Here is a 22,243-nt window from a genome sequence, read left to right as displayed (position 1 = left end):
TTGAATATCCACATTTATCGTATTACTCTAATCTACCCTATCAAACCGCACCTTGTTTTCTATCTTTTTCCAGTTCAGCTTGAACATCCCTTAGTACGAGTGCTATATCTTCATGAATGGCTAGTCCCTTATCCTTCAATTGCTCGGGCAGCAACGCGTCATTTGGATTGATAGTAATATAGAATGCATCCGGCCAACTGTAAGTCATGTTCCAGAAGGGTTCTTGGATGAACATCGGAGTCATTCGTCCGACACCCAACTCCAAAAAGAGCACTTTCTTATTTTGATTTTCCAAAAGAAATTCACGGTATTTTTTATGCTCATCTCTGTATTTGAATCCTTCCAAAAATACAAATGAACGTACCCACAGTTCCATAGGTCCACCGCATTCCGAGCACTTGGGAACCATGCTAGATGGAACCTTCGTTCCTTCCATATGGTCACACATTTCTTTTGCCTGTTCCACAAAAGGATAAACTTGGTCATGACAAGGTCCAGAGCATTGTATCGATGTCCAATCCCCTTGAATGGCACTGACCTTTTCTTCAGGGAACACTTGTAAAAATTGCGTATCCTGATTTGTCGTAAGAATAAAGTATTCTTTAGCTTGCAGGATTTTTTCTAAATCTTTGTAGGGCTCGCCGACAGGAACTTCCGCCACAAAATTGATTAAAGTGGCTAGATAGGCCCAACGTTCTTCCTCTGTACAGAATTTATGGTAAAAACCTCCAAAGATACTATCGATGCCATACTGTTTAGCAAATGCATCAAAGTACTTTCGAAACATCTCATCGTCTCGATACCAGTTATACCCAGCAGCCGCAGACATGCCGGAGGCTCCGCCAACTACAATCGCTTCAGCTTCTTCAGTTTTTTGTAGTACTATATCTATATTGTCTTGATATTGTTGTGAAATCATCATCGTTTACTTTTCCTCCCCTATATTTTATAAGTTATTTTACCTTATTTCATCAGTACTAATTGTTCTAACACATCCGTAATATCGCCGTCGATACCAATGGATTTATTAGCAATTACATCTGGAATATAAAGCTCGCCTTTATTCAGGGTAATGTAGGTAGCATTTTCCTCTAAGCTAGTTAAATTCATAAATGGAGCTTTAATCAACTGATTTCTTGCTCCTACGCCTAATTCCAACAGTACTAAATTCTTATCATAAGCATTCTCGATAAAATCCTTATAAGCCTGAAAGCTAGTTTGCCATTCTTCGCCCTTTAGAAAATTCCGATCGACTTCGACATGGACTTGCATTGGACCACCACATTCCGGACATTTAGGAATAAGATTTGAAGGAACTTTTCCATTTTTTTGGTTTCGAGCCATTTTACTCAATATTTCGTCGCCTTGGTAAATTCGATTATGGCAACCATTAGAACATTGTAAATACCGACTATTGCCCTCTATTTCGAAAAGACGTTCCTTTTGAAATCCTTCCAGTGTAAAATGGGAATCTGTATTAGAGGTAACCACAAAATAATTTTTATCTTTCACCAGTTCATAAAGGTTCTTCGTAACAGGATTAGCTTCCTTGTTGTTTAAAAAGTAGGCATACATACGGCTGAAAAATGCCCACTTTTCTTCCTCGGAAGGATATGGATAAAAGGCTCCCTGTAGGATACTACGAAAACCATATTTTTTACGAAAATCGCCAAAATGTTCCAGAAAGGACGAATCCTCCGCGAAAATATTATAACCTTCCGAAATGGCGAGACCGTTACTTGCGCCGATTAGAATGCTGTCTGCCTCCTTGATTTTGCTTAAAACTTCTTGATACTTCTCTTCCATATGAACCTCCACTTTTTTCTAAAATTTGATGAATCTATTTTGCTTATTAAATTCCTGTAAGGCGAATTCAAATTGCTCAGAACTTATCCAATAACCGCATCTCTTTTTTCCTTCTCGTTTAAAGCATCTTGTAAGGCACGGGCAATATCTTCTTTAATGGCAAGTCCTTTTTCACTTAACTCTTGAGGAACAACTGCATCTTTAGGATTTATTGTAATATAGTAAGCGTCCGGAAAACTGTAAGTCATATTCCAGAAAGGCTCTTTAATAAACATCGGTGTCATTGTTCCAACGCCTAATTCCAGAAAGAGAATCTTTTTATCCTTGTTTTTGATAAGAAACTCATTATATTTTCTTAATTCACTTTGATAAGTGCTTCCTTCGAGAAATACAAAAGAGCGCACCCACGGTTCCATTTCCTGCCCACATTTTGGACATACTGGAATTAACTCTGTTGGAATTCTGGTTCCATCTATATTTGCATACATGTTCTCAACTTGCTCTTTATTAAAATAAACATGATCATGGCAACGGGAGCCACATTGAAAATAACGCATATCTCCTTGAATTGGGGAAACTTTCTCTTCAGGGAAAGTCTTGGAAAACTGTGCGTCTTGATTTGTTGTAACAGTGAAATAGTTTTTTCCTTGAAGTAGTTGCAATAAATCAAGGTAAGGGCGACCAGCTTCTGCATCATATAAAAACTTTATTTCAGTTGCAAGAAAAGCCCACCGTTCTTCTTTTGTGGAAAAACGGTAATAAAAGCCCTCAAAAAGGTTTTTAATACCATATTTATCTGCGAATTCCCCAAAATGTTTGAGAAAATTTTCATCAGTATGATAAAAACTGTGTCCGATAGCCTCAGACATCCCAGCAGCGCCACCAACCACTATCGCCTCAGCCTCTTGTATTTTTTGCCTTAATGTTGCTATGTTGTCTTGATATTGTTGTGAAATCATCGTTTACTTTTCCTCCTAATAATTTTATTCGTAGTCAAGAATATCCAAATTCATAGCATACCTCTCAAATATTCAGGTCCAAAAGTATATTTTGTCTTCCCTATGAATTCCCTTTTACGATTCTAAATACATTATATAGTTGGTATGCAACCGAAAACAAGTATGCACTTTTTTGACATATACTTTCCTATTAGATAGTGTAGTTGGAAAGAAGACATTAACATTACTGACTGTAATTCATTAGTCTAATAAAATTGTAGGCCAATCACAGAGCGACTTGTCTATAGATTTTTTGCTTCCACCAAGTATCAAAAGGAGTTACTGGTAACATCCCATTCACTTATTTTCCTTTCAAGACATCTTGAAGCACGCGGGCAATGTCTTCGTTAATCGCAAGTCCTTTTTCCTCTATCTTTCCGGGAACTACAGCATCATTCGGATTAACACTAATATAGGATGCACTGGGCAAACTATTAGTCATCTCCCAAAATGGCTCTTTAATAAACATTGGCTTCATCGTTCCTACGCCTAATTCCAGGAAGAGAATCTTTTTAAATTTGTTTTTCATAAGATACGCAAAACATTCCCACTTCCAAATACAAATTGAAAAATCGAGGGTGTCATATATATTTTGAAACACAGCTTTACTTGAATCTAAATATATTATATAGTTGATATAAATCAAATAACAAGTATGTACTTTTTTGACGCATACTATCTAGGAGGATAGTGTAAACATGAAAACATCTAAAGTTAATATTGATGACAACCAAGAACCTTTTTTTGGATACACACTTTCCATAATAAACGGGAAATGGAAGCTACAAATTATTTATCAACTATCAAAAAACGGTGCAGTACGCTATAATGAACTGCAGCGTAAGTTAGGCAAAATAACCTACAAAACACTTAGTACTACACTAAAAGATATGGTGAATGATGGTATTATTCATCGTGAGGAATATCCGCAAATTCCTCCCAAGGTTGAATATAGCCTTACTGAAAAAGGGCACACACTCTGGCCTATTATTCAGGAAATGTGCCAGTGGGGAGAGCATAACCAACCGTATAAATATTAGATAACTTAGCTCTCGTCAAGCTTTTTAGGCGAATGCCTAAGTTGCAATCAATAATTGTAAAAAAGAAAAAACCCGGGAAAAGTTAATTTTCATCCCGGGTTTTGTTATGAACTCTTTTTTAATTCATGTCGCACTCAATGGATTGTGTTGTTTGATCTCTTTTATCGATAGATACAAAGAATAATTTCCAAACCTGAGTATTTCATTCAGAAAAAGATTCAATTGTTCTTGTGAATTAACCTTTACTTTCAAATGGTAACATCCTTCTCCTGATACGCGGTGTGCTTCAACCACTTCTTTCCGTTCCTTAATACAATGCAGAAATGGGTCATGTTTTGCTGTTTTCATATAAATTATTACAAATGCTGTGTAAGAAAGACCTATTTTCATTTCGTCAACGATTAGAGAATAGGCTTTAATCACACCACTATCCTCAAGCTTTTTAATCCGATTTCCTACGGCTTGTCCTGTCATATGGATTTGTTCTCCTAAGTCTTTCCACTGAACACGTGAATTTTCAGTTAATAGCCGAAGTATTTGAAAATCAATATTATCAAGTTGCATAATTAATTCCTTTCACCATGAAATGATTTGCTGTAAAAGTGTTTCATCAAAGTATCGATAAAAATCGGGGTATCATTTATCATTATATTGTAACAGAAAATTATATGAGGTGATATTAATGAGTACAGCTTTAATTGTTATCGATATTCAAAATGACTATTTTCCAAATGGAAGGATGGAACTAGTCAACCCTGATAAAGCGGCTTCCAATGCTGCTAAGGTTCTTGAATGGTTTAGACAAAATAACAAAGAAAATATTTTTCATGTTCAGCATATTGCAGCTGACCCAGCGTTAGGTTTCTTTCTTCCAGATACGGAAGGGGTAGAAATAAATGAAGCTGTTCTACCATTGGAAAACGAAACCATTATCAAAAAAAGTTTCCCTAACAGCTTTTTAAAGACAGAATTAGAAAGCAAATTAAAAGAACAGGGAGTAACCAAAGTTGTTGTTGTAGGCATGATGACACATATGTGCATTGATGCCACAGTCAGGGCTGCAGTAGATTTAGGCTATGAAACTACACTTATTGAAGATGCATGTGCAACAAGAGATTTATCCTATCAAGGTAATGCCGTACCAGCTGAACAAGTCCACTATGCATTTGTCGGTGCTCTTGATGGTATGTATGCGGAAGTAACTTCGACTGAGGATTTTCTGAAACAAAGCTAACACACATGTAATCCTATATAAATGGGAGCTTGTTTGAAAACAAGCTCTCTTATTTTTATTAGAGATGCTGCGAGACATTCTTATTAAATAAAAGGGTCACTCTAATTCTGATCCAAATAAGTAAATATCATTAGTTCATCATGCTGTCCAGATTTTCTTGACAGCATGAATTTCATTTGGAAAGTGGCAATGTAAACCAGAATGTATGATTATTAGCTTCTGAACTAAATCCAATTTTTCCATTGTGATGTTCGATGAGTTCTTTTGAAATGGCAAGTCCAAGCCCTGAACCGCCAGTTTCCCGGTTTCTGGAAGGATCAATACGGTAAAAGCGCTCAAAGATTTTCTCTTGTTCAGCTAATGGAATTGCTTGACCTGGACCAGTGACAGTAAACCTATATTCCGACTTAAGATTTTCTCCTTTTAACATGATCGGCCCTGCCCCCTGATAGTAACGAATGGCATTATCAAGCAAATTCGTAATAACTTGAGAAACACCTCCATTGTATACATTTACTTTTCCAGATTCTATTTGAACGTTGACAGAAATACCTGCTTTTTTCAATGACCAACGAAACATCTCTACTGCTTGCTCTACTAACAACTGCATATCTACCAGTTCTTTTTCATAAAAATTCTGTTTTGATACATAATCCCATTCTTTCAATTGTTCAAGCTGCTCAACCATGTTGATAATTCTTTCTGTTTCCTCGTGAAGCGATTGGTAAAGTTTAGGATCACCTTCAATAACTCCATTGGTCAATGCATTTAGGTAACCATTTAAATTTGATAGAGGGGTGCGAAATTCATGTGATAAATTAGATACAAGCTTATTTCTGTGTTGATGATTGTTTTTCAGTTGCTGTACCAGTTCATTAAAATTAGCAATCAACTGCCCTACCTCATCCTCTGATCTCACCTCGATTGGACTGGGATATTGTCCTTTCTTCATCCTTTTGGTAGAATCTATCAATCGCCTTATTGGACGGATCATTTTTCTAGTTAAATAAAAGTGAATCAGACTACCTATTACTATTGCAGAAACACTAAATATCCATAAATAAAGAAAAAGAGTTGAATTAAACTGTTGTTGTTTTTGATTATTCATTGTCCCCATTCCATCAACTAAATAACAAGCTGTATGATAAATTGCCAAGCTGCTTATTACGATAAAAGAGGCAACAACAAATATATTAAGAAATGTTAAACGCCATAAAAATCGTTTTGGAAGTACTGACTTTCCATGTTTATTCATTAACAAATTTATACCCCATTCCCCGAACAGTACGAATTCGTTTAGGTGAAGCAGGACTATCTTCAATTTTTTCTCTAAGTTTTTTTATATGGGCATCAATTGTACGATCCAGAACCGTTCTGTCGGCATAAGGATACAATTGATCGATTAAGTGCTCTCTTGATAAAACTATGTTAGGACTTTTCATGAAATGATAAAGCAGATTGAATTCATGTTTGGTCAAATTCAGTTGTTTGTCATATAGTAGAACCTCGCCTTTTCTCGGTTTAATACATAATCCGTCAAAGACAATCTTTTGACAAAATTGTCCTGTTCGCCGTAATACAGCCTCTACGTGAGCGATAAGTTCATTCGGATCAAACGGCTTCGTCAAATAATCATCTGCACCGATTTTCAATCCGTTTATTTTTTCTTCTATACGAGCTTTAGCAGAAAGCATAATAATGGATATCTCGCCCTGTTCTTGTTCACGGACCCACTTACAATATTCCTCTCCGCTTAATTTTGGGAGCATTAAATCGAGAATAATTAAACATGGGTGGTATTTTAAAAAAGCTTCCTTTGCCGCCATCCCGTCAGCAGCCTGAACCACATCATAGCCGGCCTTTTCCAAATAAATGGTTACAAGGTTACGAATCATGTTATCATCTTCTACAACTAATATGGTTTGCTTCATCTTAGTCACCTCCCCCTTATTGTAGGCAAAAACAGGGGCTATTTCATCTTTTCGAATTCCTGCACCATCAAGTCATAATTTAATGCACCTAAAGCCTTATATTGAATGATCCCATTTGAGTCAATCATAAAGGAAGTTGGGATTGGGCGAATACCATAACTGGTAGCTACTTCAATTTCCTCATCTAATAAAATAGGAAACGTTAAGTTAAATTCATTCACAAAATTTTGTACCTGTTGTGTATTGGGCTCCGTTTCCGTTAAATTGACAGCCAGGATAACAACATCTTTAGCTTGATGGAACTTCTCCATGTCTGGCATTTCAGCACGGCACGGTGGACACCAGGTAGCCCAAAAATTAACCATGACACGTTGACCCAAGTAATCTGATAATTTAGTGGTTTCACCTGCTAATGTCTGCAGCTGGAAGTCTGGAGCCATATCTCCTACGTTTAACCCAACAGCGGCTTGGGTTGCAGTTTCGCTTTTTTCATTAACTACTGTCTCATTTCCCTGACTGCTGACAAAACTAGATTCTTCTTGTTCAGACACCTCATTATCCGGAGCTGCTGAATTATTCGATTGTAAAATCAGATCATACACCGCCCATCCTAACATTCCCACTACAATCACGATAATAATTGTTTTTTTCATTGAATATCACCTACCTTCCTATATTAGATAACCCCAACCATTGGTGCTATTACTCAAGATACTTCTTTCAAGTCATCAATAATCACATCTAATTTCTTTGGATCTGTACCGGAATATCGTTTAATTACTTCCCCTTCCGGAGGCTTTTCCAAAGGGGATTGAAATGATTTGATTGATAACTCCTTGATTGTTTGAAACTCATAACCTGTTAAAAATGACCAGTTGCTTAGGTCGGCCTGATAACTCTCTGCATACTCCTCCAACACTTTAGGTGTATCGTATTCAGGATCCACGCTAAATGAAACAAGCTGAACATCCAGATTTTCCTGCTTGATTTTATCCTGAAGCTTTGACATATTGGTTGTCATTGGAAGGCAGACAGTCGTACAATTTGTAAAAATAAAATCCGCTACCCACCATTTTCCTTCTAAATCTTTAAGTGCCAGCGATTCATTATCCTGTGTTGTAAACTCGAAAGCCTGCACATCTCTTGACATATTTGTTTCAATCTTTTCCCCGCATGCAGTTAGAAAAAGCATAAAAGCAAACACCATAATTAATAAACGCTTCACCCTTATTCAATTCCTTTCCTATCTAAAAGTTTGCTTTAGCATAATTATTGCCATTCTCACTTTTATAAACCCTATTTCCTGATAAAAATACTAAAATGGAAATTTAAAAAGTGGTTGAATTTAAACAGCTATTCCATCATTTCCAGTTGTTGTACCATAAGATCATAATTCATTGCACCCATTGCAGAGAATTGAATATGACCATTTGAATCAACCATATAGGAGGTCGGATATGCCCCAACCTGATAGGTAGTAGCGAGTTCAGAGTTTGTGTCCATTAACACCGGAAAAGTCATTTCAAAGTCTTCTACAAATTGGGCAACATCTTCTTTACTTTCTTCTGTTTCTGTTAAATTGACTGCTAAAATCTCCACATCCTTATTGTCATAAAGCTTTTGCAAGTCAGGAATTTCCTCAATGCATGGTGGACACCAAGTAGCCCAAAAGTTGATTATAACTCGTGTCCCTCTATAATCAGATAAACGTACGGTTTCTCCGTCCAGTGTCCCCAATTCAAAATCAGGAGCTATCTGTCCTAATGCAAGTCCAATCTCTTCAGACTCTGTGACTCCCCCTTCATCATCACTAGGTGATGGAGAAGTAATCATTCCCCCCTGCTCTTCTTCAATGGCGGTTTCATTAGTTGAACTTGTAAAATCATACACAGTCCATCCAAACATTCCTACTACAATCACAATAAGAATTGCCTTTTTCATTGAATATCACCTCTGTTATCCTAGTTTTGCTAACCATGTGTCTTGTACTAATTCAAGCAGAAATCCAGTGATACGTGGCATTAGTCCGAAAAATAAAATCAGACCCATAATAATCATAATAACTGCGCCTACCTTCATAATTATCTGGCTATGCCGAACAATCCATCTCGTCGATCCAAGATAGAAAGTCAAAATAAGAAATGGCAATGAAAAGCCGATAACGTACATAACTGTGTAAAATACACCTTGACCAGGGTTACTTGCAGCCAGAAGTAATATAGATCCAAAAATTGGACCTATACACGGGGTCCAGCCTGCAGCGAATCCAAGGCCAATAAAGAATGTCCCCAAATAGCCTGCTGGCTTTTTAGAATAACGAAAACGCTTTTCTTTCATTAATGTTGGAATGGTAATCCAGCCTGCAACAAATAGCCCCATAATAATGATAAAAATCCCTGCGATTCGTTGAATAAATAACCCAGAATCGCCAAGTAGTAAATCTTGAGCCCATTGCCCCAAAAACGATGCGCTTGCACCCAGGCTGATAAAGACCAGCGAAACCGCAAGTAAGAAAAATAAGGAATGGCTTAGTAACTGACGACGAATTTGAGTATTCTTAGTCCCTTGTAATTCCTTTACACTAATTCCAGTAATATAAGACATATATGCTGGAAAAATTGGCAGAACGCAGGGTGACAAGAAAGATAATGCTCCTGCACCAATCGCTAAAAACATCCCTACAATCAACATTGTATCTGCTTCAATTCCACCCATTACAATCCCTCTTTCTTTTGTGATATATGATTAATGATAAACTTATGATGAAAAACAAACTCACAAACCACGGTGCCATGATATAGCCGAATACTGTAGCAAATGGCTGAATATAGGACAATAATAAAATGCCTGCTGTGAATCCGATTAACATCACGATTATTACCTTACTGACAGGTACACGGTCACGAATAAGGAGGTATAACACAAGGAGGACAGTAAATAGAACTAAGTTTCCGAGTGAATATGTATTGTTATTCCAAACAAGTTGAATAAACTCATACAAAAATGACGAACTAAAAATACTGATAAAAAAGATTCTATAAACAGAAGAATATCTATTTCATTCCGTTTCGACTTATACATAAGTACAATAGCGCTAAACAATAAAGCCAGGTAAAAAGCATCTGAATCACTTGGATACGCTAATATGGCTAATGGATCTTTTATGAATATGAAAAAATTCAATATGATTTTCCCAAGCCAAATAAAGATAATGAAGTTAATAAGTTGTGCAACCATTTCTTCGATATGTACTTTCCTTTTTTCCTTTGGTAAGTCACTCACTATATAGAAGAAAATAAGTCCTGCGACTATACTTATAACAATAATACCGATTGACATTATTTTATCTACTGACGCCATTTCGCATTTTTCCTCCGTTTCATTATCCTGCAAACACTATAATACATAGGCAATGTGAAAATTTGATGAAAGTAATACTATTTTATATGTAAAATATGGAAATTCTAAGACATAAAGCGAAATTTTCAATCAGCACAGAGGTTTCTTACATATATCTTGACTGAAGTTCATAGCATTGTTTGTTTAAATATATGGCAAGGGAAAGTCTGTTGTATGTTTTCAATGTTCTGATAGGTATTATAGCTTTGATAGAAAGCAACAAAGATATCAGATAACTTATGTCCTATTACCGCCTTATACAGTATTTTCTTTTATTTTTTGAATTTACTTTTTTATAGCCATCTAATGGTGAACAAAATAAACTTGTAAATGTTTTTTTGGTGAGGAAAATGAGGTATACTTTATGTAGAAAGTCATAAAAAAATAAAAGACCGACCATGCTGGTACATGGAACGGACTATGGTGTAACAGCCCTTCTTGGGGGCAGCTCTACACGTCCTGAGTTAGAAAGTAATCAACTCAAATGCTCGCTAGGTGTTTAATGGGTGGTTACTTTTTTTGTTGTGACAGTATAGCTACAATTAAGGATGCGAAAGAGATCATCAGAAAAATCTTATCAATACCTTTTTAATAAAAATGGTGAATTGAATAGTGTTCTTTCAATGTAGACATGTACTTAAAGAATAAATGTATATCTCCGTTTTCACTTAATTATTTAAGGGCGATTGTGACTTCGTTATACCACAATCGCGCCCGTTCGTATAATGAAATAACTAAAATGCTTTGAATCCTATCTAATTTGAAGTGTCTATGCTACCGTCAAGCAAATGAAATCCATTAGAAAAAAATTGTTCATAATGGCTATTCACTTATGTAAGTTTAATTTTCCATAACTATTATTATATACTTTCCCTTCTTTGGGATGAGTAAATTTTAACCCAGACCAAAATCATAACCTAATTTGATAACAGTTTTCATAGTTAGATCTGTTCGTAATTTGCCACCTTTGAGCCAAGAAACCCATAACATTCCACTGGGCTTTAAATAGAGCTTCAGCTTGGGAAAGCACTCTTTAAATCCTGCTTTATTTTTAGTAAACAGATGTATATAGTCAAAATTTCTATTTAATTCTGTTAATATATCAAGAGCTGGTAATTCAATATTTTCTATTGCTTCAATATCGCCATTTTTAATGAATGCATTTGTATTTTCTTTAACACCCATTTTCATGGCTACTGTTTTTTCATCTGTTAATATCCCTTTCTTTTATCTAAACTCTTTACTTTAAAATCACGTCCCGATTCTTATTTAATTATATTATCTGTTTTCGTATTATGGAACTTGAAACGCCTTTAGCTTGCAATGTTCATAAAGCTATGAAAAATCATTCATCTTTGTTTTGAATTCCGGAATTCAATATTTCCAAATAGTGAGGATTGTACATGATACCTAGTACATTACCAAATGGATCAATGACGGAAGCCGTGATAAAACCTGCCTCACGGTGTGTGAGTGCCTCGTACTCATTCGACCCAAATGGAGAATAGCTTTTCAAGGGTTGCTGTCACATCGTCTACGTGCCAAAAAGTGACAGTACCGCCTGGTCCAGGAGTCGCACCATCCGGTTCATAGCGTCGATCGATTAGGCCAAGCTCGTGCTGGTAGTCACCGAAGCGAAACTCAATATAAGCAAGCTTTCCGTCCTTACCCGAACGTTCAAAGTATGGTTCAATGCCCAAAAATTCAGTGTACCACTTCTTGGCTGCCACCACATCATCTGCCCAGTAACTGATGGTGGAGAATCCTCGTAGTCTCTGTATTTTACTCATAATCAAATACCTCCGTTAATATCAGTATACAATTACGATTATAATCGACCATCACTGATACCTGCATGTCAGTGGTTCTATTTTTTTGTTCAGCGAAATAGCTTTTATAAGCAAAAGTGGCGCAATTCTTATGCCGTTCTTGCGCCCATTAACGTAACAAATTAGTTCTCTGCTTGCCTGTCATAAAGATACATAATATAATCCGTTGGTACGCTAGGATAACCCTGTTGGCGAATCATAGAGGCAAGATTCCTGCGGTGGTAGGTACCATGATTGACGACAAGCTGCACGAGTTCTGAAAGATGGGTTTCCAGTCTTCCGATAGTCGTATGATCCGTAGCCATAAGTTTGTCCATATCTTCTTGACTATTGAAAAAGGCTTTATACAGTTTGGCCGGCTCTGCATACCCATCCACTATATTTCATTAGCTTTACCCTTAGACATATAGATTGAACATATTTATATCGTAACCAAGCTGCTTCAAATAGTTAAAAAATTGACCTCGATGGTGAAAAAAGTGGGAAACATCTTCAATGAGCCAATGCGCTTGAATTTCACCTTCTTCTAAGTAAAAAGGTTTTGTCTTTTTGGTCAGAAATTCTTGTTCAGACAAAGACAACATATACGCTTTATAACAATCAAATCCATAATACATCGCTTCAATCATGGCATCAGTTGATTCTAATTTATCGTACTTTGCTTCCAACCTTTGAATGGTTGCCCGATCTTTTTCCTTCCAGATGTTGAGATCTACCTCTAATATGGAGACGACATGTTTAGCTAGTTCCTGAAGATTCCGCATATTGTCTGCTAGCCGATATTCCCAATCCTTCTCTTTTACCTTTTTCAACAAACCCTCCATTGTTCGAACACCTAATTTAAGTTCAGCCAATAATTCATTTCTAACAATATCTGTAGCATTCATTGCTCTCATCCTTCCATGTGTAATTTTTTTCATCATACCATGGAATAATGACAAATCATGTCACTATTAATAGATATTTAAAATAAATCAACTATATTGTTCCGAGAGCTTTTTTAGTTTTTGTTTCATATATGTGATAGCATCCGTAGGTTCCAATATTAAGGCTTCATTTCCAAAATTCCAGATGAGATCAACAAAATAAATCAGTTCAGATTTAGGGATATCTGCGTTTATCCTGCCAGTACCATCCTCTCGTACTTTTACAATCCGTTCCAAATCCAACTCAGACTTTGCACGACGAACTCCCGCTTTCGTCAATTCTACGGAAAAAGTAATCGGATCAGAAACCTCTTTATCAAACAGTTCAATCCAATCCATTATGGATTTATAGGACAGGTTCTGCACCTCTGCATCTGTTTTTATTGCTTTTAAAATTCGATCAGCACGGAATAGGCGAATGTCTTTACGAAAGAAGCAATAAGATGGACAATACCAAAATCCATTATGACTATATAAACCAATCGGTTGAATGGTTCTCTCCTTTACACCTTCCTTGCTGTCATAATGAATAAAAAGTGCGAATTGATCAACTGCAGCATTCAGAAGTATTTCCAGATGATCAGTAGGCTGGACACGGTTTGGATTCCAAAAAACTATTCGATCCTTCATTGTATCAATGCGTGCCTTTGTATCTTGGGGTAAATATAGATAGAACTTCTTTAAAACGTAACCCGTTTCCGTTTCAAATGGAAGGGATCCGAAAAATTGCAAAGATTGGAAAGCAAAATAAAGTGCAACTGCTTCCGACTCCTTCAATAAAACTGGTGGTAACATTCGTTCTTTCAATACATGATAACCGCCGTCTGCACCAACTTCTGAATAGAGAGGAACACCTATTGCACTCAATTCATCCAAATCACGAAGAATCGTACGGTAGGAAACGCCAAACTCCTCAGCTAATTCCCTTGCCGTAAACTTACGCTTTGTATTCACAGTCATCATTAATTCAATTAAACGTTGTGCTTTGGACATTATCATTCCTCCAAATTTCTATCACCCATCCGTTGAACTTTCCACAATACGACTGGTTCTTTTACTTGCAGCATACGGTCTATAATTTTACAGCACCGACGAATTTGAAATTGCGGAACAGATTCTATAACTATATTTAAGAGGTTTTAGTCTTTGGTAATTGTTGAAGATATTTCTCTATATTAAATAAGACACCTAATCGTTTGCCGATAAGAGACTTTGTTACCCGAACAGGTTTTTCTAATGCTAACAAAGCTTTGTACAGTTGCTTTATTTTTATACAATACTCATCATCCCTAGCAGACCAATTAACAGTTTTAGTAGCACATGTCTGCTTACGTTATCGGGTAAATGCTTAAATAACCATTCCTTATCGTGTCGATACAGGTGGATATATTCCTTTTTAAAGCATTCTCTAATTTTCGTTCTTGTATCATTAGGGTAATCCTTTAATCCATCAAGCAATAGCTTTTGATACTGCTGAAACAATGGAAGACCTGCTTTACTATCGGCTTTTTCTTTTTGTCTGTTCTTAGATAAATACTTTTTTACGGTCTTAGAATCGACTTCAAACATTTTAGCTATTGCTCGTACGCTTAGATTCTCATTACTTTTTGCTTAGACCTGTAACTTTTGTATATAATTGTCTATATTTTTTGTATTCTTGGCCAGATTGCATTAACGCAGGGTAAGGATCGAGTGAAAAACCCATTTCTGAATCAAGGAAAAATGGAGCCTGTTTCATGATAACATTGGTTAATTGCCACTTTTAATAAATCAAATTACGGTAAGTGTAGTAGAGTTACTTAAAATCTTGAATAAAGTATTTGACATTGCTCGCTAAAGAGAAAATAGGTAAAAATACACTTTTTCATAGATAGTAGTTAGCCTAGTTCTATATGATTAATATTACGTATGGATAATAATATAATGATAACCGCAACAATTGATAGCGCGAGTGGAATATAAAAAATATTTGCTAATGAAAAATCTGATCCGATTGAAGAACTCGTTACCATAACAATTATTAAAGAAGAAATAATTGTTGCTGGTGTTGAGAATTTAATCATTCCAAAATATAGTGGAACAAGTGATGCTCCGGCAGCCATGAGATTAAACATCATCAGACTTATTATTTCTGACACAAAATAATTATTTGGTAGATCAAGTATAGAAGTGAGATGAAAAAATTGGTTTAACCCAGTAAAACTAATGATTATAATTATTGTAGAAAAGAACATCGTAACTAAAGTTAAAGAGAAAATAAGCAATAATTTTGAAGCCATTATTTTTTTGCGATTAATAGGATAGGAAAACATAATAAGACTTGTGCGATTTTTAAACTCATCAATAATCACTTTGGAAATAAGCACAGCTGCAAATACAGTAAAAGTTCCTCTTATAAGTATTCCACTTATCATAAAAAAATCATTAAACGTTCTGAATATAGTTTCGCCCTCAACCTTTTCGATTACTGTAAGCAAACATAACATGCCAAGAATAATTATATTAGCAATTATAGCCCCCTTGATATACCAACCTATTTTATTTTTTTTAAATTCAAGCTTTATTAATTGATACATAAAAATACCTCCCTAAACTTCACTAAATGAAGCACTATCTATAGAATTAAGCTAGTTCTCCTTCTGATCCAACCCAACTTTTTTTATAAAATAATCTTCTAATGTTGTTCGTTTTTTATTCATAGACTCAATATGAACATCATCCACTATTAATGCTTTTGAAATAATTGATTGTGGAACATCTGTAGAATAGATTCGAATAATTTGATTGTCTAATAATTTAAAATTAGTTATATTCAATTTATCATGAAGGATTACAGTCGCTTTCCTCGAATTACTCGTCATTAACTCAATATATTCAGTATTTTTTACTTTTAAAGTCTCCATAGATGCTTCCTCAATTAATTTACCTTTTTCAATTAAACTGACAGTATCTGCAATCTCCTCAATTTCTCCAATAATATGACTAGAAATCAAAAGGGTCATGCCGTATTCTTTATTAAGCATCTTGAATAAAGTTCTCATTAATTTAATTCCAGCAGGGTCTAGGCCATTAATTGGTTCATCTAAAATCAAAAAATCCGGTTTTGTTATAACTGCCCTTGCGACACAAAGACGCTGTCTCATCCCTAGTGAAAAGTCCTTTGGAAACTTATGTTCCACGTTTTCTAGGCCCACCCATTCCATTGCTTCATGAATCGCCTGCTTATTATAGTACCCCATGTATGCGCAATGAAGTTCTAAATTGTCCAACGCAGTCATTTTTTCATAAAAAATCGGGTATTCAATCATACTTCCTATTCTTTTCAGGTATTCAAAAGAATTATTTCGTAAAGGTTTTCCGAAGATGTTTATTTCACCATGTGATGGTTTAATAACGTTATTCAGCATCTTCATAATGGTTGATTTGCCTGCACCATTAGACCCTAGAAAACCGTAAATCTCCCCTTTTTTTATATTCATTGATACATCGGACACAACATCTTGTCCTTGATATGTCTTCGTTAAATGGTTTGTCTGCACAACGTAGTCCATGTTCACCCTCCTTGTTTACCTAACTGTTTTGATTTTAGCAAAAAACATTTTCTTTTCTCTCTCTTAATTCTAACAAAAGTCTAAATAATATAGGAGGTCAACCATTTAAACGTTTCATTGAACAACTAAATGATGTTCTTTCGTATGGCTTAGAATACACAGAGATGCTTCCCTGCATCTCTTCCATTAACCTTTTTGATATGGTTAAACCCAGTCCACTTCCTTGAAATGCTTTATTTCTAGATTCTTCAAGTGTAAACATTCGTTCAAAAATCTTCTCCTGTTCAATTTCATTAATTCCAATTCCCTTGTCGTAGATTTCAAAAAAAACGTACGATTTATCGTAACATAACCTTAAACCTATTAATTTGCCATCTGCACCATATCGGAGGGCATTTGAAATCAAATTGGACAAGACACGATTTAATGCTTCTTCGTTTCCAAGGGCAAAAACAGGTTTCTTTGGTAAATCAATTATTATTTCAAATCCTTTTAAATGAATCAACTCATAAAATAAAAGAATATTTTTTTTACATATCTCAGAAATATTGACTTTACTAAGTGGGATATCCATGTCTCCCGCTTCTAGCTTGGCTAAATCAAAAAATGTATTCATTAAAGTAATGATTTCCTCAGTTTTCTCGTTTACTTGATGAAGAATTCGACTTTGCTCTTTATCAGAGATATTAGTTTGACCTTGGAGCATTTCTATATAACCAGCTATCACTGTAAGTGGGGTTTTTAGATCATGAGAGACATTTGCCAGCATACGCTTCATAGAGAGTTCCATCCTCATAAAACGTATCGAATTATCTCTATTTTTATCAATTAGTTTATTTAACCAAAATAATAGGTTAATCATTTTCTTGTCTTCAGTAACAACCAAAATAGGTCCACTCGATTTTTTTTTAATAATGTGCTCAATTTGATTTTTTATATAGGTAATATGTTTATTTTTTATCCTGTTTGTTTGAAACTGATAAACATTACACGTAAGGAGAAAAAAAATGATACAGATTAAGATGACTAAATTCATTTGAAATCACCCAATTTATAACCAATGCCCCATACAGTCTTAATATAAGCTGGGGTAGCTGGATTATCTTCAATTTTTTCTCTTAGGCGGCTCATATGTACGTTAATCACATGTTCATCTCTATAGTAGTTATCGCCCCATACAGAAGAGTAAATTTGTTCTTTTGTCAGCACTTTTTTCTGATTTTGAAAAAACAACTGTAGAATCTTCCATTCTTTTGAGGTTAATTTAATTTCCAGACCGTTCTTCACGACAAGGTAATTATTTAAATCTAGTTCAATTTCATGAACTTTGATTAATGATGGTTTTTCTGTATTATTGCGTTCAGTATACTGTGTTGACCTTCTAATCGCTGCTTTAACTCTAGCCAAGAGCTCCATCATTGAGAACGGTTTTGTAACATAATCATCTGCCCCAAAACCCAATCCTAACGCCTTATCAACTTCACCATCTTTTGCTGACATAATAATAACAGGAACGTAACTTTCTCGCCTCAACATTTGGAGGAAATCCATGCCACTTAGTTCGGGTAGCATTAAATCGAGTATAACTAAATCATAATGGTTACTTTTGAAGAAATTAACTGCTTCTTTTCCAGTGAAAACAGCTTTAATCTGGAATCCTTCATTACTTAAATAGATTCTTACCATCTCACTAATTGATGGATCGTCTTCAACAAGTAATATTTTCTGCATTAGCAACAACGCCTTTCCTATATTTTAATTGATCATCATTTTTCATATTACCACCTCATTGATACTTCTTGTTAAACTCTTATGTCCAAATTGTTCAATAAACCTTCCTCCATTAAATAGCCCTTATACGTAAGGCGCAGCTCTTTATTAAAGAATAGCGCCCTATTCTGGAAGATCAAAATATAATAAAAGCATATTTTTTATTATGAAGAAAAAAGGGCAACAATAAGTCTAAGCTTCTTCTTAGAAAATGGGGGACGGATTAAGTATGAACTTACAGTTGATTGAAATTTATGCCCAGAGGGATTTCTTAGATATTGAAGAAATTAAGGAAGATTTTCCTGTTATCGCCCATTGGATTTCCGAAGAATTAAAAGAAAGGAAGCTAACATGGATTCTTTTGGAAACAAATGATGTAGAACAAATCCTTAATTATTTGGAGGATTTGTCCGGTGGTAGGGACGCTTATCAAATCATGTTGCTACCTGTAAAAACGTATCTTCCTCGGGAAAAAGAGGACCAAAAGAATGAAGAAAAAGATCTGCAGCGAGCCAGTCGGCACGAATTATATACGGCAGTTGAGAATTCAAGCCGTATGAGTATCAGCTATATCTGGTTTATTGTTTTTTCCTCAGTTGTTGCGACGGTCGGCATTATAAAAAACAGTCCTGCCATCGTAATTGGTCCCGTTACCGCTGTTTCATTTGCTTCCGTTCTCGGCGATTTCAGGTTAATACGCCATTCTCTCCTTACATCATTATTTGGAATTGGAATTCCTATCTTAATCGCCACTACATTTAGTTTATTCTTCTATCCTCCTATATATAGCGATGAGTTTCTTTCAAGGACAGATATTCAAATTATTGATGTTGTTGCTGCGCTCGCATCAGGTGCTGCAGGAGCTCATTCCTTTGTAAAAAGGAATGAGGGTGCTCTTGTTGGAGTTATGAGTTATGGTATCAGTTGCTTTGCTGCCGCCTGCTGTCGTACTCGGTATGATTATTGGCACGGGTAGATGGGGAGAGGCTATTGTTCCATTTACTTTGTTAATGGTCAATGTAAATTCGATACTTTTCTCAGCTGTGATAGTATTCTGGGTAAGTGGCATTAAACCAAACAATTGGCAGGATCTACAAAAGTCAAATATCTTGCGAAAACTTTCTCTCCTGTTTATTTCAACAATCTGTATTGTACTTATAACGGCTATTATTTTTATAAACATTCTCTAATCCATACTCTCTGTTCTTAAACCAAGTTAACCTTTTCCTTTTATTTATTAGGTTATGTTAAAGCTTACAGTTGCTAATTATAGACTATAAGATAGTAACTTCTTGTTTTTTTGGTTGTTACTTATCTTATTCTATTAAATGGACCGTTTGTTGAAAAGATAGTTAGAGCGCACTCTTTAGTAACCTGCCACTTAAAATAACTCCTTCTTAGATACTACCATAATATTCAAATAATATCTCCAGAAAAAAAGACGACTATTTCAATGGTCACCATATTTAATTCTTGCACCATATCGTTGAAGAAGTTAATTCATTATTCGATAAATTATCATTGAAATTCTGTAATACTTAGAGTTTATTTCACACTATGAAAAATATAGGACTTAGCTTTTGATGTCGCTAGTTTAAGCTGCCAATCCACATATGCCTGAACTTTAGTAAATCCAGCCTGATACAATGACTGGCTTATTTCCTCATAGCTACGGAAAATAAGTTGTACCTTGTCTTCAATTACTTTGTTTGTTTTTTCATTTTTTATCTTTTCATAGAAAGTAAAGACGGAACCGTTTAATCCTTCGTATTCTTCCCAGATTGTTAATGTATCCCCTGTGTTCAAATCTTGAATTTGGTCTACTGTATCGTCTTTCTGCCATTCTTCCCATGTCTTCGCATTTGGATTGCGTGTATCAAAAATAAAATGACCACCTGGTTTCAATGCGGAATAAGCATCATTAACCACTGCTTGCCAGCTTTCATCCGTTATAAATACTTGGGCGACATTCGCTGTCATGATAACTACATCATAGACTTCTGGTTTCAAATTTGCACTATCGCCTACAATCCATGTCAATTCTTGTGCATATGCTTTTTGCTTAGCATAATGTATAGCTTCTCCATTTGGATCAATAGCTGTTACAACGATAACCAGCTTTTGCCATTTGAATAGTTATTCTTCCTGTGCCACAACCTAAATCGGCAATCGTATTGGGCTGCGTTGATTCTAGTAACTCCATAGATAAGTCATCATCTTTTCCCCAAGGATTTAATTGATCATATACAAGTGCAATCATATGTTTTTCCCCATCTTTAATACCAAACTAATTTATTAACAAGCCAATCAATCGAAAATCTGTACTTTTATTATGCATTAAACATCAGTTTCTTCTTTTGTAAAAATACCTTCAATAATTAGAAACAAAATTCATTATTTTCTTCCTTTCTAAATAAGTGAAAAAAGTTATGTGTTGTTTGGATTAACTTCTTGTTCCTGTACAACCAGATAGATAAAGAATGAAGTATCCTAGCAAAACGTTTAAAGCATTCTGAAACACATTGTAACTCTCCTTTCAACTTGCCCTAAATTACTATCGTAAAGCTCCACTCTTTCTGCTCAAAGTTTTTCATACTTAGTGTCATTTCATTACCTCCTATGTGAAATGGCATTCAATAAAACACTAATACGTTCATATAATGATTGTGAAGACGAATAACATTCATACCATCCATCAGATACTATTCCATATCTTGTTTTCGTAACTTGCAGTTTTGTTTCAGGAATTAATAAAGAATGATTCATCTTTAAATGCAATATAATCTTTATAAATAGGATCATCTTCTTTCCCAATATATACTTACGGAAATAATCGCGAAGAAGAAAAATATGTCGGTGAACTGTTGTATGTAATTAGAAATCCAGCAGTCAGAAAAGGGAAAGAATGTGAACGAGAAAGAAAGTTACAGAAAGGTGGACATGAAGGGTAGGAGGAGCGTGGTTGATGCGATTGAACAAAGGCATGTTTTTTTATCATTGGAGGCTGGTGCTGATCTATTGTATTTTTCTAGACGATTAGGACATGGCACAATTAAAACAACAGCTGATATTTATTTAGATGTCACACCACAATATGAATCACACGAACTCGAAAAGATATCCAACTACTTAAACAGTCAAAGTAATACTAAAAACAAGCAATTATTGGATTAAAAAATGAAAGAAGAGGGATGAATGGGCACAAACACTTTTTCAAAGAAAAAACCCCCACCACAAACACTGTTGTGACAAGGGTTTAAAGAGTTTAACCGATTGAACCTTCCATCTCATACTTGATTATTTTTGAATTTCATTTTAAGTCATATCTACTCAAAATGCTTATGTTATCTATTTTTCTCTAAGGAAGCTTTCAAACTTATTCATACTTTTTCAATCTGAAAGGGCACGAATGGGGCACAAATACACTATAACTTTTTTGAAGGAAACAAACCAAATTTTCAGCTTTTTATTTAATGGCTTATCACCAGATTGTTAGGAGATCTACAAAAAGATGGTTGTTTTTTCGGTAACAATTGGAACCTGAGCAAGACTATCAAATTAAATGGAATAAATTTGACGGTCATTATGAATTACAAGGAATATATTCTTTTGTGGGACCAAAAATATACCGAAAATGAAATTGTACTTGGAAGGAAAGAGTAATTACGAGGACCTGGATTAAAACTTTGGGCGGGGAGTTAATTCGTCATTTGTTCGGTAAACGTTAATCTAAAAACGAACGGAGATAATTGAAGCAAG

Annotated in this window: 28 protein-coding genes and 2 pseudogenes; 5 read left to right on the top strand and 25 right to left on the bottom strand. The window is 35.2% G+C overall.

Features of this window, described 5'->3' with window-relative positions; genetic code table 11:
* Nucleotides 1-40 precede the first annotated feature (40 nt).
* The 4 genes from CIL05_RS15585 to CIL05_RS15570 form a co-directional block, all read right to left on the bottom strand.
* Nucleotides 41-922, bottom strand: a complete 882-nt coding sequence (locus tag CIL05_RS15585; RefSeq protein ID WP_095656466.1) for an SIR2 family NAD-dependent protein deacylase — start codon at nucleotides 920-922, stop codon at nucleotides 41-43.
* 41 nt (nucleotides 923-963) lie between these two features.
* On the bottom strand, nucleotides 964-1,806 hold the full coding sequence (locus tag CIL05_RS15580) for an SIR2 family NAD-dependent protein deacylase (RefSeq protein WP_095656465.1): 843 nt from the start codon (nucleotides 1,804-1,806) through the stop codon (nucleotides 964-966).
* Nucleotides 1,807-1,889: 83 nt separating this feature from the next.
* A complete protein-coding gene (locus CIL05_RS15575) occupies nucleotides 1,890-2,765 on the bottom strand; it encodes an SIR2 family NAD-dependent protein deacylase (protein ID WP_095656464.1) in 876 nt (291 codons plus the stop codon).
* Nucleotides 2,766-3,105: 340 nt separating this feature from the next.
* The gene (locus tag CIL05_RS15570) at nucleotides 3,106-3,333 is read right to left on the bottom strand and encodes a hypothetical protein (RefSeq protein WP_095656463.1); all 228 of its coding nucleotides are present in this window, start codon (nucleotides 3,331-3,333) and stop codon (nucleotides 3,106-3,108) included.
* Between the two features lie 169 nt (nucleotides 3,334-3,502).
* On the opposite strand from CIL05_RS15570, the gene CIL05_RS15565 reads away from it, so the two are divergent.
* On the top strand, nucleotides 3,503-3,844 hold the full coding sequence (locus CIL05_RS15565) for a winged helix-turn-helix transcriptional regulator (RefSeq protein ID WP_095656462.1): 342 nt from the start codon (nucleotides 3,503-3,505) through the stop codon (nucleotides 3,842-3,844).
* Nucleotides 3,845-3,967: 123 nt separating this feature from the next.
* Here CIL05_RS15565 and CIL05_RS15560 read toward each other — a convergent pair whose 3' ends face one another.
* The gene (locus CIL05_RS15560; RefSeq protein ID WP_095656461.1) at nucleotides 3,968-4,408 is read right to left on the bottom strand and encodes an Lrp/AsnC family transcriptional regulator; all 441 of its coding nucleotides are present in this window, start codon (nucleotides 4,406-4,408) and stop codon (nucleotides 3,968-3,970) included.
* Nucleotides 4,409-4,526: 118 nt separating this feature from the next.
* On the opposite strand from CIL05_RS15560, the gene CIL05_RS15555 reads away from it, so the two are divergent.
* Nucleotides 4,527-5,078: a cysteine hydrolase family protein gene (locus tag CIL05_RS15555; RefSeq protein WP_095656460.1), complete on the top strand. Its 552-nt coding sequence runs from the start codon at nucleotides 4,527-4,529 to the stop codon at nucleotides 5,076-5,078.
* Nucleotides 5,079-5,250: 172 nt separating this feature from the next.
* Here CIL05_RS15555 and CIL05_RS15550 read toward each other — a convergent pair whose 3' ends face one another.
* The 18 genes and pseudogenes from CIL05_RS15550 to CIL05_RS15465 form a co-directional block, all read right to left on the bottom strand.
* On the bottom strand, nucleotides 5,251-6,333 hold the full coding sequence (locus CIL05_RS15550; RefSeq protein WP_095656538.1) for a sensor histidine kinase: 1,083 nt from the start codon (nucleotides 6,331-6,333) through the stop codon (nucleotides 5,251-5,253).
* Nucleotides 6,326-7,009, bottom strand: coding sequence for a response regulator transcription factor (locus CIL05_RS15545; RefSeq protein ID WP_095656459.1), 684 nt, complete (start codon nucleotides 7,007-7,009; stop codon nucleotides 6,326-6,328). Before CIL05_RS15545 ends, CIL05_RS15550 begins: the two co-directional genes overlap by 8 nt.
* A 38-nt stretch (nucleotides 7,010-7,047) precedes the next feature.
* On the bottom strand, nucleotides 7,048-7,662 hold the full coding sequence (locus tag CIL05_RS15540; RefSeq protein ID WP_095656458.1) for a peroxiredoxin family protein: 615 nt from the start codon (nucleotides 7,660-7,662) through the stop codon (nucleotides 7,048-7,050).
* Between the two features lie 53 nt (nucleotides 7,663-7,715).
* Nucleotides 7,716-8,234 carry an SCO family protein gene (locus CIL05_RS15535; RefSeq protein WP_240510216.1) on the bottom strand — a complete coding sequence of 173 codons (519 nt, stop codon included), beginning with the start codon at nucleotides 8,232-8,234 and terminating at the stop codon, nucleotides 7,716-7,718.
* A 128-nt stretch (nucleotides 8,235-8,362) separates the two neighbouring features.
* Nucleotides 8,363-8,950, bottom strand: coding sequence for a TlpA family protein disulfide reductase (locus CIL05_RS15530; RefSeq protein ID WP_095656457.1), 588 nt, complete (start codon nucleotides 8,948-8,950; stop codon nucleotides 8,363-8,365).
* Between the two features lie 15 nt (nucleotides 8,951-8,965).
* Nucleotides 8,966-9,724 carry a cytochrome c biogenesis CcdA family protein gene (locus CIL05_RS15525; RefSeq protein ID WP_095656456.1) on the bottom strand — a complete coding sequence of 253 codons (759 nt, stop codon included), beginning with the start codon at nucleotides 9,722-9,724 and terminating at the stop codon, nucleotides 8,966-8,968.
* Nucleotides 9,725-9,952: 228 nt separating this feature from the next.
* The gene (locus tag CIL05_RS22680; protein ID WP_240510215.1) at nucleotides 9,953-10,369 is read right to left on the bottom strand and encodes a hypothetical protein; all 417 of its coding nucleotides are present in this window, start codon (nucleotides 10,367-10,369) and stop codon (nucleotides 9,953-9,955) included.
* Nucleotides 10,370-11,302: 933 nt separating this feature from the next.
* Nucleotides 11,303-11,593: a hypothetical protein gene (locus CIL05_RS15515; protein ID WP_206207790.1), complete on the bottom strand. Its 291-nt coding sequence runs from the start codon at nucleotides 11,591-11,593 to the stop codon at nucleotides 11,303-11,305.
* Nucleotides 11,594-11,753: 160 nt separating this feature from the next.
* Nucleotides 11,754-12,198, bottom strand: a pseudogene (locus CIL05_RS15510) (VOC family protein).
* Nucleotides 12,199-12,359: 161 nt separating this feature from the next.
* Entirely contained in the window at nucleotides 12,360-12,614 is a 255-nt protein-coding gene (locus CIL05_RS15505; RefSeq protein ID WP_276245349.1) for a DinB family protein, read from the bottom strand.
* A 21-nt stretch (nucleotides 12,615-12,635) separates the two neighbouring features.
* Nucleotides 12,636-13,124, bottom strand: coding sequence for a DinB family protein (locus tag CIL05_RS15500; RefSeq protein WP_095656455.1), 489 nt, complete (start codon nucleotides 13,122-13,124; stop codon nucleotides 12,636-12,638).
* An 87-nt stretch (nucleotides 13,125-13,211) separates the two neighbouring features.
* Nucleotides 13,212-14,156: a helix-turn-helix transcriptional regulator gene (locus CIL05_RS15495; RefSeq protein ID WP_095656454.1), complete on the bottom strand. Its 945-nt coding sequence runs from the start codon at nucleotides 14,154-14,156 to the stop codon at nucleotides 13,212-13,214.
* Between the two features lie 136 nt (nucleotides 14,157-14,292).
* The gene (locus CIL05_RS22950) at nucleotides 14,293-14,430 is read right to left on the bottom strand and encodes a hypothetical protein (RefSeq protein ID WP_369126511.1); all 138 of its coding nucleotides are present in this window, start codon (nucleotides 14,428-14,430) and stop codon (nucleotides 14,293-14,295) included.
* A gap of 2 nt (nucleotides 14,431-14,432) precedes the next feature.
* Nucleotides 14,433-14,753: pseudogene (locus tag CIL05_RS15485) on the bottom strand (TnsD family Tn7-like transposition protein); the annotation flags it as partial.
* Nucleotides 14,754-15,040: 287 nt separating this feature from the next.
* Nucleotides 15,041-15,739 carry a hypothetical protein gene (locus CIL05_RS15480; protein ID WP_095656451.1) on the bottom strand — a complete coding sequence of 233 codons (699 nt, stop codon included), beginning with the start codon at nucleotides 15,737-15,739 and terminating at the stop codon, nucleotides 15,041-15,043.
* A gap of 51 nt (nucleotides 15,740-15,790) precedes the next feature.
* Entirely contained in the window at nucleotides 15,791-16,714 is a 924-nt protein-coding gene (locus CIL05_RS15475) for an ATP-binding cassette domain-containing protein (RefSeq protein WP_095656450.1), read from the bottom strand.
* 97 nt (nucleotides 16,715-16,811) lie between these two features.
* Entirely contained in the window at nucleotides 16,812-17,750 is a 939-nt protein-coding gene (locus CIL05_RS15470) for a sensor histidine kinase (RefSeq protein WP_095656449.1), read from the bottom strand.
* On the bottom strand, nucleotides 17,747-18,445 hold the full coding sequence (locus tag CIL05_RS15465) for a response regulator transcription factor (protein ID WP_095656535.1): 699 nt from the start codon (nucleotides 18,443-18,445) through the stop codon (nucleotides 17,747-17,749). The genes CIL05_RS15470 and CIL05_RS15465 overlap by 4 nt, the downstream gene beginning before the upstream one ends.
* A 268-nt stretch (nucleotides 18,446-18,713) precedes the next feature.
* Here CIL05_RS15465 and CIL05_RS15460 point away from each other — a divergent pair, with 268 nt between their 5' ends.
* Complete coding sequence (locus tag CIL05_RS15460) at nucleotides 18,714-19,460, top strand: DUF389 domain-containing protein (RefSeq protein WP_240510213.1); 747 nt, start codon at nucleotides 18,714-18,716, stop codon at nucleotides 19,458-19,460.
* A complete protein-coding gene (locus CIL05_RS22945) occupies nucleotides 19,399-19,674 on the top strand; it encodes a DUF389 domain-containing protein (RefSeq protein WP_369126510.1) in 276 nt (91 codons plus the stop codon). The genes CIL05_RS15460 and CIL05_RS22945 overlap by 62 nt, the downstream gene beginning before the upstream one ends.
* A 355-nt stretch (nucleotides 19,675-20,029) precedes the next feature.
* Here CIL05_RS22945 and CIL05_RS15455 read toward each other — a convergent pair whose 3' ends face one another.
* Nucleotides 20,030-20,560 carry a methyltransferase domain-containing protein gene (locus CIL05_RS15455; protein WP_240510218.1) on the bottom strand — a complete coding sequence of 177 codons (531 nt, stop codon included), beginning with the start codon at nucleotides 20,558-20,560 and terminating at the stop codon, nucleotides 20,030-20,032.
* Nucleotides 20,561-20,576: 16 nt separating this feature from the next.
* Entirely contained in the window at nucleotides 20,577-20,744 is a 168-nt protein-coding gene (locus tag CIL05_RS22670; RefSeq protein WP_240510212.1) for a hypothetical protein, read from the bottom strand.
* A 698-nt stretch (nucleotides 20,745-21,442) separates the two neighbouring features.
* Here CIL05_RS22670 and CIL05_RS15450 point away from each other — a divergent pair.
* On the top strand, nucleotides 21,443-21,658 hold the full coding sequence (locus CIL05_RS15450) for a site-specific integrase (protein WP_095656448.1): 216 nt from the start codon (nucleotides 21,443-21,445) through the stop codon (nucleotides 21,656-21,658).
* Nucleotides 21,659-22,243: the final 585 nt, after the last annotated feature.

It is taken from the genome of Virgibacillus profundi (assembly GCF_002287375.1).
GTDB lineage: Bacteria > Bacillota > Bacilli > Bacillales > Amphibacillaceae > Virgibacillus_K > Virgibacillus_K profundi.
This window is presented reverse-complemented; position numbering and strand designations above follow the sequence as displayed.

What these genes read in the sequence shown, in the direction of transcription:
- CIL05_RS15470 (WP_095656449.1), bottom strand. Translation starts at nt 17,750, where the DNA reads ATGAATTTAGTCATCTTAATCTGTATCATTTTTTTTCTCCTTACGTGT.
- CIL05_RS22670 (WP_240510212.1), bottom strand. Translation starts at nt 20,744, where the DNA reads ATGATTGCACTTGTATATGATCAATTAAATCCTTGGGGAAAAGATGAT.
- CIL05_RS15540 (WP_095656458.1), bottom strand. Translation starts at nt 7,662, where the DNA reads ATGAAAAAAACAATTATTATCGTGATTGTAGTGGGAATGTTAGGATGG.
- CIL05_RS15495 (WP_095656454.1), bottom strand. Translation starts at nt 14,156, where the DNA reads ATGTCCAAAGCACAACGTTTAATTGAATTAATGATGACTGTGAATACA.
- CIL05_RS15545 (WP_095656459.1), bottom strand. Translation starts at nt 7,009, where the DNA reads ATGAAGCAAACCATATTAGTTGTAGAAGATGATAACATGATTCGTAAC.
- CIL05_RS15475 (WP_095656450.1), bottom strand. Translation starts at nt 16,714, where the DNA reads ATGGACTACGTTGTGCAGACAAACCATTTAACGAAGACATATCAAGGA.
- CIL05_RS15570 (WP_095656463.1), bottom strand. Translation starts at nt 3,333, where the DNA reads ATGAAAAACAAATTTAAAAAGATTCTCTTCCTGGAATTAGGCGTAGGA.
- CIL05_RS15550 (WP_095656538.1), bottom strand. Translation starts at nt 6,333, where the DNA reads ATGAATAAACATGGAAAGTCAGTACTTCCAAAACGATTTTTATGGCGT.
- CIL05_RS22945 (WP_369126510.1), top strand. Translation starts at nt 19,399, where the DNA reads ATGGTATCAGTTGCTTTGCTGCCGCCTGCTGTCGTACTCGGTATGATT.
- CIL05_RS15555 (WP_095656460.1), top strand. Translation starts at nt 4,527, where the DNA reads ATGAGTACAGCTTTAATTGTTATCGATATTCAAAATGACTATTTTCCA.
- CIL05_RS15460 (WP_240510213.1), top strand. Translation starts at nt 18,714, where the DNA reads ATGAACTTACAGTTGATTGAAATTTATGCCCAGAGGGATTTCTTAGAT.
- CIL05_RS15500 (WP_095656455.1), bottom strand. Translation starts at nt 13,124, where the DNA reads ATGAATGCTACAGATATTGTTAGAAATGAATTATTGGCTGAACTTAAA.
- CIL05_RS15530 (WP_095656457.1), bottom strand. Translation starts at nt 8,950, where the DNA reads ATGAAAAAGGCAATTCTTATTGTGATTGTAGTAGGAATGTTTGGATGG.
- CIL05_RS15580 (WP_095656465.1), bottom strand. Translation starts at nt 1,806, where the DNA reads ATGGAAGAGAAGTATCAAGAAGTTTTAAGCAAAATCAAGGAGGCAGAC.
- CIL05_RS15560 (WP_095656461.1), bottom strand. Translation starts at nt 4,408, where the DNA reads ATGCAACTTGATAATATTGATTTTCAAATACTTCGGCTATTAACTGAA.
- CIL05_RS15565 (WP_095656462.1), top strand. Translation starts at nt 3,503, where the DNA reads ATGAAAACATCTAAAGTTAATATTGATGACAACCAAGAACCTTTTTTT.
- CIL05_RS15515 (WP_206207790.1), bottom strand. Translation starts at nt 11,593, where the DNA reads ATGGGTGTTAAAGAAAATACAAATGCATTCATTAAAAATGGCGATATT.
- CIL05_RS15480 (WP_095656451.1), bottom strand. Translation starts at nt 15,739, where the DNA reads ATGTATCAATTAATAAAGCTTGAATTTAAAAAAAATAAAATAGGTTGG.
- CIL05_RS15525 (WP_095656456.1), bottom strand. Translation starts at nt 9,724, where the DNA reads ATGGGTGGAATTGAAGCAGATACAATGTTGATTGTAGGGATGTTTTTA.
- CIL05_RS15575 (WP_095656464.1), bottom strand. Translation starts at nt 2,765, where the DNA reads ATGATTTCACAACAATATCAAGACAACATAGCAACATTAAGGCAAAAA.
- CIL05_RS15465 (WP_095656535.1), bottom strand. Translation starts at nt 18,445, where the DNA reads ATGCAGAAAATATTACTTGTTGAAGACGATCCATCAATTAGTGAGATG.
- CIL05_RS22680 (WP_240510215.1), bottom strand. Translation starts at nt 10,369, where the DNA reads ATGGCGTCAGTAGATAAAATAATGTCAATCGGTATTATTGTTATAAGT.
- CIL05_RS15585 (WP_095656466.1), bottom strand. Translation starts at nt 922, where the DNA reads ATGATGATTTCACAACAATATCAAGACAATATAGATATAGTACTACAA.